We start from the raw sequence: 10,821 nt of genomic DNA on the forward strand, positions 1-10,821 counted from the left end.
ACGAGGAGCACGGCTCCCCGGCCACGGAGGAGGTCCCGCACGACCTCTTCGGGGAGCCGTGCTCCTCGTCCTCGGGGTGGGGCGGGGGCTCCTCCGAGTGGTTCTGGAGGCTTGCCAGGAAGCTGTCGTCAAAGAGGCTGCTCATCGCCTCACGAGTCTAGGACGCCCCGCCGACATCCGGGTCCGCCTTCGGGACCGTCTCTGTGGAAGGCCTCACACGGGGCTCCCGCAGGGCTCACACCCAGAGGGTCGCGATGAAGATGTTCGCCATGGTCAGGCCGCCGACGGCGCCGAAGAGGGCCTTGTCGACCCTCTCCTCGTCCCGCTTGACGTAGACGAGGCCGAGGATCACGACGAGGATCGCCAGCTTGATGCCGACCTTGAGGTTGTTCACGGTGTGGTCGTCGGCCTGGTTGAGGCCGACGAGCGCGACGCCCGTGATCAGCATGGTCAGCGCGCCGTGCAGCATCGCGGGGCTGAAGCGGGCCGTACCGGCGCCCATCGCCTTCATCTGGGTGAGGAAGCCGCCGAGGAGGGAGGCGATACCGATGATGTGCAGGGCGACGAAGACATTGATGAGTACGTCCATGGGGCGGAGCCTAACCGGGGCCCTATCACCGCTCTCCGGCCGGGTCCACTCCCCCCGCCGCATCGGTCGGACGACCGCCGGAATGTCCCCGGCCCCTCACTCCGAACGAAAGAGTTCGGTCCACGACACGTCAACTGACGCCAATAGCGGTCAACTCCCCGTCCGGCCGTGACCCCAGGTTTAGCGTCCTCCACCAGGTGACCGGCTCCCCACCACCACCGTCGGCGATCCGGCGGCCGTCGGTCACCCCCGCCGAGAAAACCCGGCGGCGGTCCGTCTCCCCTGTGCGGCCCGCCGTCGGCCCGGCGGGCACCGTCCCCCTCAGGGAAGAGGATGTGACCCGCCCTCGTGGCAGCGCACCGGAAGCCCAAACAGTCCCCCCTCGGCGGCTCGGCGGTACGGACCGCCGCCACCCTCGCCCTCGCCTCGGCGGCGACGGCGACGCTCTTCGAAGGGTCCGGACACGCGGACCCCCGGCCCACCACCGCCCAGGTCAGGGCGAAGGTCGACCGGCTCTACGAGGAGGCCGAGGTCGCGACGGAGCGGTACAACGGGGCGAAGGAGAAGGCCGACGAGGCCCGCGCCGCCTTCGACCGGCTGCGTGACGAGGCGGCCCGCAGGACCGAGCGCCTCAACACCGCGCGGGACGCGCTCGGAGCCGTGGCCGCCGCCCAGTACCGCTCCGGCGGTCTCGACCCCGCGGTCCAGCTCGCCCTCACCTCGGACCCGGACCAGTACCTGGAGCGGGCCGCGCTCGCCGAGAAGGCCGGGGACCGGCAGGCGGCCGCCATCACGGCCGTGCGGCGCGAACTCGCCGCGATCCGGCAGCTGCGCGGCGAGTCGGCGGGGAAGCTCACCACACTGCGCGCGCAGGAGGCGGAGCTGCGACGGCAGAAGGCGACCGTGGTCGGCAAGCTGGCGGAGGCCAGGACGCTGCTCGCCCGGCTGACCGAGGAGGAACGCGCCCGGTACGAGGCGGCCGCCGCGGCCCGGGACGGCTACGGAACCTCGACGCGGACCGACGGGCCGAGCGCCCCGGGCGCGGCCGACGTCTCCGCCCCGGTGCGGGCCGACCGCTCCTCGGGCGGCGAGCGCGAGCCGGTGACCGCCCCGGACGGGCGTGCCGCGGCGGCCATCTCCTTCGCCCGCGCCCAGCTCGGCAAGCCGTACGTGTGGGGGGCGACGGGCCCCTCCGCGTACGACTGCTCCGGCCTCACCCAGGCGGCCTGGCGCGCGGCCGGCGTCTCCCTGCCCCGCACCACGTACACCCAGATCAACGCCGGCCGCCGGGTCTCCCGCTCCCAGCTCGCCCCCGGCGACCTGGTCTTCTTCTACTCCGGGATCAGCCACGTCGGGCTCTACATCGGCGGCGGCCAGATGATCCACGCCCCCCGGCCGGGCGCCCCGGTGCGGATCGCCCCCATCGACGAGATGCCCTTCGCCGGAGCGACCCGAGTCGGCTGAGCAGCCGAGTCCGCCGAGCAGCCCGAGTCCGCCGAGCGACCCGAGTCCGCCGAGCAGCCCGAGTCGGCCGAGTGGCCCGGGCCCGCCGATCCCGCTCAGACCAGGCGACGGGCGGTGGCCCAGCGGGTCAGCTCGTGGCGGTTGGAGAGCTGGAGCTTCCGCAGCACCGCCGAGACGTGCGACTCGACCGTCTTCACCGAGATGTAGAGCTGCTTGGCGATCTCCTTGTACGCGTATCCCCGGGCGATCAGCCGCAGCACCTCCCGCTCCCGCTGGGTGAGCCGGTCCAGGTCCTCGTCCACCGGCGGCGCGTCCGTCGAGGCGAAGGCGTCCAGGACGAAGCCGGCGAGGCGCGGCGAGAAGACGGCGTCGCCCTCCTGGACACGGAAGATCGAGTCGACCAGGTCCGTACCGGTGATCGTCTTGGTGACGTAGCCGCGGGCACCACCCCGGATCACCCCGATGACGTCCTCGGCCGCGTCCGAGACCGACAGGGCCAGGAAGCGGACCGGGTCCTCGGCCGCACCCATCAGGCTCGCGCAGCGCCGCAGCACCTCGACCCCGCCGCCGCCCGGCAGGTGCACGTCGAGGAGGACGACCTCGGGGCGGGTCGCGGTGATGACCGTGACCGCCTGATCGACGTCGGCGGCCTCGCCGACCACCTCGACGCCGGTGACCTCGGTCCGGCCGATCTCGGCCTGGACCCCGGTGCGGAACATCCGGTGGTCGTCGACGAGCACCACCCGCACCCGGCGCTCCGTGCCCGGTGCCCCCGCTTCGGTCCCGGCCGCTGCTCCGGTCTCGTCGCTCATCCGTCCGCCCTCTCCATCTCGAGCTCCACTTCGGTGCCCCCACCCTGCGGTGACCGCAGCCGGGCCGTACCGCCGTTGCGCTGCATACGACCGATGATCGATTCTCGTACGCCCATCCGGTCATCGGGCACCGCGTCCAGGTCGAAACCCGGTCCCCGGTCCCGCACCGAGACGAACACCATGCGGCCCTCCACCTCGGCGTACACCTGCACGGCCCCGCCCTCGCCACCGTACTTGGCAGCGTTGACCATCGCCTCGCGCGCGGCCTGCATCTGCGCGGTCAGCTTCTCGTCGAGGGGGCAGTCGCCGACGACGACCACCTCCAGCGGGACGCCGTGCTTGTCCTCGACCTCGGCCGCCGCCCTCTTCACCGCCTCCGCGAGGGTCTCGGGCTCCTCGTCCCGGCCGGTGCCCTCGGGCTTGTAGAGCCAGTTCCGCAGCTCGCGCTCCTGCGCGCGGGCGAGGCGGCGCACCTCTCCCGCGTCGTCGGCGTTGCGCTGGATCAGGGTGAGGGTGTGCAGCACGGAGTCGTGGACGTGGGCCGCGACCTCGGCACGCTCCTGGGCGCGGATGCGCATGGTCCGCTCGTCGTTGAGGTCCTGCGACATGCGGACCAGCCAGGGGCCGGCGAGGAGCGCGATGCCGGTGAGGACAGCGACGGAGGCGGTGACGGCCGTGCCGAGCTGGGCGACGGAGCCGCGGACCACCACGAAGACCGCGAGGCCGGTGCCGACGAGGCCGACGCCGACGAGGCCGCGGACGGCCTGGAGCGCGCGTCTGTGGCGCCCGGAGTCGGTCCAACTGGCCCGGCGGGCGTTGTCCGCCTGTCTCCAGACGAGGACGACGCCGACGGCGATGAGGAGGAGGGGCCATATGTAGCGCCCGGTCTCGTTGTCGACGTTGATGTTCCCGACGAGGGCCGCGATGCCGATGCCGAGCGCGATCAGGGCGACGACCTGGCCGCTGTCGGGCTTGCGCAGTCTGCGCCGCCCGTCCGGGGTCTCCTCGAAGAGGGAGCGCGGGGCGGACCGGCCGCCGACGCCGAGCGGGACGACGATCCAGAAGACCGCGTAGAGCACGATGCCGAGGCCGTTCGAGAACGACAGCACCACGAAGAGCACGCGCACCCAGACGACCGGAAGGCCGAGGTGGCCCGCGAGGCCGCGCGCGACACCACCGAGCCACCGCCCGTCGGCGCTCCGGTAGAGCCTGCGCACGGGCGGTTCGTCGGTCTCGGTGACACGAGCGGTTGCGGACATGCACCGATCGTCACACGCTCGGCCCGCTCCGGACATCAGGGTCGGCCCTGAGATCGTCCCTGGTACGGACTCGGGGGCGGCGGCCCCTCGAATATCAGGGTCGGGCCAGGGTCGGCCCCGGTGCCGCGGGACGTCACGGGCCGTCACCATGGAGCCATGACGAGTTCGATGCCTTCGCAGCACGAGGCCCCGCCGCCGGCGGAGGCCGATCCCGCCCCGCCGCTCCGGCGCTCGCGCGGAAGCAACGTCGTGGGCGGCGTCTGCGGAGGCCTCGGGCGGCACTTCGACCTCGACCCGGTGATATTCCGGGTGGTGATCGGCGTGCTGGCGGTGGCAGGCGGTCTGGGCCTGGTGTTCTACGGCTTCGCGTGGCTGCTGATCCCGCTCGCGGGCGAGGAGGAGAGCGAGGGGCGCAGGCTGCTGACGGGCCGTGTGTCCGGGGCCTCCCTGGCGGCCCTGCTGATGGCGCTCATCGGGTGCGGGATCTTCCTGTCGACGCTGCACAGCGGAGGGATCCTCGGCTTCACGCTGACGCTGTCGCTCGCGGTGTGCGGGGCGGCGGTGTGGTCGCAGCGGCGGCGGGGCGGCGGCGAGACCGAGGGCGGATCGGACACCGTGACGGTCCCCACGGTCGCCCAGGCGCCGCCCGAGACCAAGGCCCCGCCGCTCTACGAGTCCCCCTCCTGGTGGAGGGACCCGATCGTCAAGGACGGCTCGACGGGCAAGCTGGCCATCGGCTACCTGTGGGGACCGCACGGAATCCTGGACGAGGACGGCACGGTGAACGGCGAGGTGCCGAAGCCGGGCAGCCAGTGGGGTCCCGACCCGACGGTGCCCGGGCGACCGACGCCCTCCATACGCCGGAGTCCGCTCTCCATCGGAGGTCTCGTCTTCCTGCTCGCCCTGCTCGCGGGCGGTCTCGGCACGGGCCTGACGTGGGACACCCACCCGCTGGGCACCAGCCTGCAGATCGGTCTGGCCGCCGCGCTGGCGGTGTTCGGCCTGGGCCTCGCCGTCAGCAGCTTTCTCGGACGGACCGGGTTCGGCACGGTCTTCCTGACCGTGGTCACGGCGGGCCTGCTCGCGCTGGCCTCGGCACTGCCGGAGCGGATCTCCACGGAATGGGTCCGTGAGACGTGGCGACCCGCCTCGGTGGCCGCCGTACAGCCGGACTACGGTCTTGGCACCGGGGTCGGCACGCTCGATCTCTCCCGGTTCCCGCTCCCGGCCGGCTCGACGGTGGCGACGCGCGCCTCCGTGGGCGCCGGGCGGCTCGAGGTGATCGTCCCGAAGGGCGCAGTGGTGAAGCTGCACGCCCAGGTGGGTCTGGGTGATCTGCAGCTGCCGGGCGCACCCGCCGGCGACATCGACATCGCGCCGGACCGTGACGTGACCCGGACGCTCACCCCGCCGGCCGGGACCACCCCGGCGGGCACCCTGGACCTCTCGTTGGAGGTCGGACTCGGACAGGTGGAGGTCACCCGTGCTGCTTCATGAGTTCCGCCCCGGCCGCCTGCTCCTCGGCCTGACCGCCCTCGCCCTGGCCGCCCTCTACGCGGGCGACGCCGCCGGCACCTGGACGACCCCGTGGTACGTGGTGGTCCCCGTGCTCTGCGGCGGCCTGGGCACCGCCGCCCTCGCGACCTGGGTCGCCTATCGAATACGGCGCCGTTCGGCGAGGAGCCGGTCCAGCGAGAGCACCGGGGCCCCGGCCAGCAGCAGCGGGAGCCAGGACATCAGATAGGCCAGGTCGTTGCCGAGGTAGTACGGGTGCACCTGCCAGCTCACGGTCAGCCAGAGGCCCAGCGAGATCAGCGCGCCGCCGAGCGCCGCCAGTCGGGCGAAGAGACCGAAGAGGGTCCCGAGCCCGACGGCGAGCTCTCCGAAGGCGATGGCGTAGCCGAAGCCGGTCGGGTTGTTGAGGGCGAGGTCGACGAGGGCGGGGATCGCGGAGCTGTCGCGGACGCCGCGCATCATCTCTCCGATGGAGCCGCTGCCCGTGTCGGCGAAGAAGGCCGGGTCGGTGAGCTTGTCGAGTCCGGCGTAGACGAAGGTGACCCCGAGGAAGATCCGCAGCGGAAGGAGGGCATAGCGGGAGGCGATCGCCCGCCACTGGTCGAAGGTGGCCTTCCGCTCGACGACGTGCCCGCTATCACCGCCGGTGCCTTCGGCACCCCGGTCCTTGCCCGAGCCGGCGTCCTTCTGTCCCGTCATCGTCGGTCACCTCTCCACGCCCCGTACGGCTGTTCGCGGAACGATTCTCCCCGCACCGGGCGGCCGGGACGCGGAAGGGGGCCTGAGGCTCAGTCCACGACGTCGATCGTGATCCGGTTGGTCTCCACGCCGGCCGCCGTGACGACCGAGACCTCCACCCGGCCCGGTTCCACGTCCGCCGGGAGGGGGACGGTCAGAGCGGAGTCGGTGGGGTTGGCGAAGCCGCCCGGGACCGGGACCAGCGGCACATGGGCGTGGACGGGGCCGATCCGGACGACCAGCCGGGTCAGCGGGTCGGGGGCGCCGGCGCCGGGCGGGACGAAGCCGCAGCCGCGGATCTCGATGTCGTCCCCGGTGCGGATCGGGGCGTCGAGGTCGCCCGCCTCCCGGGAGCGGACCACGGAGCGGATCGTGGGACGGACGCCCTCGGTGCACTTCGCGGCGAGGTGCCAGGCCGCCGAGACGCCGACGAGCAGCACGAGCGACCAGGGCACCTCGGGGAGGCGGTCGGGGTCGCGGGCCAGGCCGACGGCGGCCAGGGCCAGGACGGCGCCGGAGACGAGGAGGTACTGGACGTCGACGAGGGCGGCCCGGCCGCTGTCGTCGCAGACCAGGTCGGCGGCGCGCGGGCGGTCGGCGCGCACCTTCTGGAGGCGGCCGGCGGCGATGCCGAGGGCGACGACGAGACGGGAGGTGACGGTGACGGAGGCGACGAGGGCGAGGACGGTGAGGAGGCCCGCGCCCCTGGCCAGACCGAAGGCGGTCGCGCCCGGGGAACGGAAGGCGAGGAAGAGGAGGGTGTAACCGAGGAGGAGGAGCCAGCCGGCGGCGACGGCGCGGGTGGTGGAGAGCCGGTTGTCCTCACCGATCAGCGGGGCGAGGAGGCCGCCGCGGGCCCGGTGGGCATGGGCGGCGGCGCTGAGCAGGACGGCGAGGGCCAGGGCGGTGCAGAGGCCGGCCGTGCGGGCGCCGGTCCAGCCGCCGTCGACGGCGGTGAGGGCCTGACCCAGGAGGAGGGCCAGGACCGCGCCCCAGACCGCGCCGAGCCCCCCGCGCCGTACCCGGTCGAGCCAGGCGAGTCCGGCCTCCCGGCCGCGCACGGCCACGGCGCGGGCGGACTGGGCGAGCTCGTCGGAGACCCACTGGCGGGCGGCGACCGGGGAGTGGGCGACGGCCGCGGGGACGCCGTACCCGGCGGCGAGCTCGTCGCGCCGGGCGAGGAAGGCGGCGACGGCCCGTCGGTGTCCGGCCTGCCCGCAGTGGGCGCAGCCGGCACAGGCCGTCGCGTGCTCGCCGTACTGTCTCGCCTCTTGAACCGCCACGGTGCTCACTCCCGAGCTCACTTCACGGCCCGCTTCGATGCGTCCGGGCGCTCCCCGAAGGGCCAACCAGCCGTTGATTCCACGGAATTGTGCCGTACCGGCGGCTCTCGCGCCTGCCGCGTGCGCCCCGCCGGAGAGTGATTGCCGCGCCATCTCATTGACGTACAGAAGGGTGAAGCGATGGTGTTACGACAGGAGTTCGGGGTCCGTTCGGCTGATCCTGCGCCACAGGGGCTGGTAGTTGATCCAGGCGACGAGGTCGCTGCCGAGCTGTTCCCGGGTGGCGACCGCCTCCCGGTGGTCGATGAGCACGGGCTTGCCGGCCGCCCTCGCGGCCAGCTGGACCTGGGCGCAGCGTTCCAGGGCGATGAACCACCAGGCGGCCGCGTCGACGGAGGTGCCGACGGTGAGCAGCCCGTGGTTGCGGAGCACGATCGCCTTGAAGGTGCCGAGGGCGACGGCGATCCGGCGGGCTTCCTCGGCGTCCACGGCGACGCCGGTGTAGGCGTCGTAGAGGGCGTGGTCCTGGTAGAAGGCGCAGGCCTCCTGGGTGATCGGGTCGAGGAGTTCGCCGAGCGCGGCGAGGGCCCGCCCGTGGACGGAGTGGGTGTGGGCGACGGCGACGGCGTCGGGCCGGGCGCGGTGGACCTGGGCGTGCACGGTGAAGGCGGCCTGGTTGACGTGGTGGCCGCCCCAAACGACCTGTCCGTCGCCGTTGACCAGGATGAGGTCGCTCGCGGTGAGCTCCTCGAACGGCGCCCCGAAGGGGTTCACCCAGAAGCAGTCGGGGTACTCCGGGTCGCGGGCGGTGATGTGGCCCGAGACGCCCTCCTCGTACCCGAGCCGCCCGAAGAGCCGGAGCGCGCCCGCGAGCCGCTGCTTGCGGTGGGTGCGTTCCTCCTCGGCCGTCGCGTGGACGGGCGGCAGGGCGAAGTGGAGCCGTTCGACGGGCACGGGGTCCGGTATCACGCTCATGCGCCGGAAGGTAACGCCCGGCCGGTCAAGTCACCAGAGTCCCGACGTGAACACGACGAAGCCGCCGCCCCGGGGGTCCGGAGCGGCGGCTTCACACGCATGCGGGAGCGATTACTCCCACTCGATGGTGCCCGGCGGCTTGCTCGTGACGTCCAGGACGACACGGTTGACGTCGGCGACCTCGTTGGTGATGCGGGTCGAGATCTTGGCGAGCACCTCGTAGGGCAGGCGCGACCAGTCGGCCGTCATGGCGTCCTCGGAGGAGACGGGACGCAGCACGATCGGGTGACCGTAGGTGCGGCCGTCGCCCTGGACGCCCACGGAGCGGACGTCGGCGAGCAGCACGACCGGGCACTGCCAGATCTCGCGGTCGAGGCCGGCCGCGGTGAGCTCCTCGCGGGCGATGGCGTCGGCCTCGCGCAGCAGGTCCAGGCGCTCCTTGGTGACCTCGCCGACGATGCGGATGCCGAGGCCGGGGCCGGGGAACGGCTGACGCTGGACGATCTCCTCGGGCAGGCCGAGCTCCTGGCCGACCATCCGGACCTCGTCCTTGAAGAGCTGGCGCAGCGGCTCGACGAGCTCGAACTCGATGTCGTCGGGGAGGCCGCCCACGTTGTGGTGGGACTTGATGTTGGCCGTGCCGGTGCCGCCGCCGGACTCGACGATGTCCGGGTAGAGGGTGCCCTGGACGAGGAAGGCGACCTCGGGGCCCTCCTCCTGGAGGATCTCCAGCTGCGCCTGCTCGAAGACGCGGATGAACTCACGGCCGATGATCTTGCGCTTGGTCTCCGGGTCGGAGACGCCGGCGAGGGCGTCGAGGAAGCGCTTCTCCGCGTCGACGACGACCAGGCGGGCGCCGGTCGCGGCGACGAAGTCCTTCTCGACCTGCTGGGTCTCGCCCTTGCGCATCAGGCCGTGGTCGACGTAGACGCAGGTGAGCTGGTCGCCGATGGCCTTCTGGACGAGGGCCGCGGCCACGGCGGAGTCGACGCCGCCGGAAAGGCCGCAGATGGCACGCTTGTCGCCGACCTGGGCGCGGATGGCCGCGACCTGCTCCTCGATGACGTTGCCGGTGGTCCAGCTGGGCTGGATGCCGGCGCCGCGATAGAGGAAGTGCTCGAGGATCTGCTGGCCGTGCGTGGAGTGCAGCACCTCGGGGTGGTACTGGACGCCGTACAGCTTCTTCTCGTCGTTCTCGAAGGCGGCGACCGGCACGACGTCCGTGGAGGCGGTGACGGTGAAGCCCTCGGGGGCGGCGGAGCAGGCGTCGCCGTGCGACATCCACACCGACTGCTCGACCGGGGTGCCCTCGAAGAGGGTGGAGCCGGCCTTGGAGACGTGCAGCGGGGTCCGGCCGTACTCGCGGGCGCCGGTGTTGTCGACGGTGCCACCGAGGGTCGTCGCCATCAGCTGGAAGCCGTAGCACATGCCGAAGACGGGCACGCCCGCCTCGAAGATCTCGCGGTCGAGGCGCGGGGCGCCCTCGGCGTACACGGAGGACGGGCCGCCGGAGAGAATGATCGCCTTCGGGTTCTTGGCCAGCATCTCGGCCACCGGCATGGTGGACGGGACGATCTCGCTGTAGACCCGCGCCTCACGGACGCGACGGGCGATGAGCTGGGCGTACTGGGCGCCGAAGTCGACAACGAGGACTACGTCCGGGTTGGAGACGTCGGGCGCGGCAGCGGGAGTCGCTGATGACACTACGGCGGCCTTCCGGCGGTAGGAGAGGTTCCCTCGGGGTTCCCCGGGGGTTCCTCGGAGGTTCCCTGGGGTCCCTCGAAAGGGGGGCTATTTGTCGATTCTACCGGCGCGCCGGTGTCGCTTTTCGTCTCACCATCCGAACCCGGGTTGTCCCGGGGCGTGCGGAGGGGTCCATACTGTCGCCATGCGCAAGTACTCGACCTTCGTCTTTACCTATGGCAACCGGCCCACCGGCTGCCATGGTCGTGCTGCTTGAGCAACTGACAAGCGACTTCCCAGGCGCCCCGGGCCGACAAGGCCCGGGGCGTTCTGCTTGTCTCCGGGCGATGTCGCCCCGGGGCTCCAGGACCCGACACCACGAGGAGCCCCCGCCGTGACCACGAAGACCATGACCCCGAAGACCATCACCGAGCAGACCGGCGCCCGCACCGACGAGGCGGCGACGCTGATCGGCGACGCCCGCGAGCGCATCGACGCCCTCG

9 protein-coding genes and 1 pseudogene are annotated in these 10,821 nt (G+C 72.6%); 3 read left to right on the plus strand and 7 right to left on the minus strand.

The window, feature by feature from the left end:
- Nucleotides 1-235 precede the first annotated feature (235 nt).
- Nucleotides 236-589, minus strand: a complete 354-nt coding sequence (locus CCN56_RS31535) for a hypothetical protein (protein ID WP_086831321.1) — start codon at nucleotides 587-589, stop codon at nucleotides 236-238.
- A gap of 348 nt (nucleotides 590-937) precedes the next feature.
- Here CCN56_RS31535 and CCN56_RS31540 point away from each other — a divergent pair, with 348 nt between their 5' ends.
- Entirely contained in the window at nucleotides 938-2,053 is a 1,116-nt protein-coding gene (locus CCN56_RS31540; protein ID WP_086831322.1) for a C40 family peptidase, read from the plus strand.
- Between the two features lie 95 nt (nucleotides 2,054-2,148).
- Here the strand turns inward: CCN56_RS31540 and CCN56_RS31545 are convergent, their stop codons facing one another.
- Nucleotides 2,149-2,865, minus strand: coding sequence for a response regulator transcription factor (locus CCN56_RS31545; RefSeq protein ID WP_086831323.1), 717 nt, complete (start codon nucleotides 2,863-2,865; stop codon nucleotides 2,149-2,151).
- Nucleotides 2,862-4,124 carry an ATP-binding protein gene (locus CCN56_RS31550; protein ID WP_086831324.1) on the minus strand — a complete coding sequence of 421 codons (1,263 nt, stop codon included), beginning with the start codon at nucleotides 4,122-4,124 and terminating at the stop codon, nucleotides 2,862-2,864. Before CCN56_RS31550 ends, CCN56_RS31545 begins: the two co-directional genes overlap by 4 nt.
- A gap of 156 nt (nucleotides 4,125-4,280) precedes the next feature.
- Between CCN56_RS31550 and CCN56_RS31555 the strand changes: the two genes are divergently transcribed.
- A complete protein-coding gene (locus CCN56_RS31555) occupies nucleotides 4,281-5,621 on the plus strand; it encodes a PspC domain-containing protein (RefSeq protein ID WP_086831325.1) in 1,341 nt (446 codons plus the stop codon).
- A 156-nt stretch (nucleotides 5,622-5,777) separates the two neighbouring features.
- Here CCN56_RS31555 and CCN56_RS31565 read toward each other — a convergent pair whose 3' ends face one another.
- The 4 genes from CCN56_RS31565 to guaA form a co-directional block, all read right to left on the minus strand.
- Nucleotides 5,778-6,338 (minus strand): DoxX family protein, encoded by a 561-nt coding sequence (locus CCN56_RS31565; RefSeq protein WP_086831327.1) that lies wholly within the window; start codon nucleotides 6,336-6,338, stop codon nucleotides 5,778-5,780.
- Nucleotides 6,339-6,427: 89 nt separating this feature from the next.
- Complete coding sequence (locus tag CCN56_RS31570) at nucleotides 6,428-7,660, minus strand: hypothetical protein (RefSeq protein ID WP_373412924.1); 1,233 nt, start codon at nucleotides 7,658-7,660, stop codon at nucleotides 6,428-6,430.
- A 186-nt stretch (nucleotides 7,661-7,846) separates the two neighbouring features.
- Complete coding sequence (locus CCN56_RS31575) at nucleotides 7,847-8,635, minus strand: class II aldolase/adducin family protein (RefSeq protein WP_086831329.1); 789 nt, start codon at nucleotides 8,633-8,635, stop codon at nucleotides 7,847-7,849.
- Between the two features lie 111 nt (nucleotides 8,636-8,746).
- A complete protein-coding gene (gene guaA, locus CCN56_RS31580) occupies nucleotides 8,747-10,339 on the minus strand; it encodes a glutamine-hydrolyzing GMP synthase (protein ID WP_041130833.1) in 1,593 nt (530 codons plus the stop codon).
- A gap of 388 nt (nucleotides 10,340-10,727) precedes the next feature.
- On the opposite strand from guaA, the pseudogene CCN56_RS45090 reads away from it, so the two are divergent.
- A pseudogene (locus tag CCN56_RS45090) lies at nucleotides 10,728-10,821 on the plus strand (chorismate mutase); the annotation flags it as partial.

Origin of the sequence: Streptomyces sp. NRRL B-24572, assembly GCF_002156145.1 — a bacterium.
Classification (GTDB): domain Bacteria; phylum Actinomycetota; class Actinomycetes; order Streptomycetales; family Streptomycetaceae; genus Streptomyces; species Streptomyces vietnamensis.

Coding starts and splice junctions, on each gene's coding strand:
- CCN56_RS31545 (WP_086831323.1), bottom strand. CDS start 2,865: ATGAGCGACGAGACCGGAGCAGCGGCCGGGACCGAAGCGGGGGCACCG.
- CCN56_RS31575 (WP_086831329.1), bottom strand. CDS start 8,635: ATGAGCGTGATACCGGACCCCGTGCCCGTCGAACGGCTCCACTTCGCC.
- CCN56_RS31535 (WP_086831321.1), bottom strand. CDS start 589: ATGGACGTACTCATCAATGTCTTCGTCGCCCTGCACATCATCGGTATC.
- CCN56_RS31565 (WP_086831327.1), bottom strand. CDS start 6,338: ATGACGGGACAGAAGGACGCCGGCTCGGGCAAGGACCGGGGTGCCGAA.
- CCN56_RS31550 (WP_086831324.1), bottom strand. CDS start 4,124: ATGTCCGCAACCGCTCGTGTCACCGAGACCGACGAACCGCCCGTGCGC.
- CCN56_RS31555 (WP_086831325.1), top strand. CDS start 4,281: ATGACGAGTTCGATGCCTTCGCAGCACGAGGCCCCGCCGCCGGCGGAG.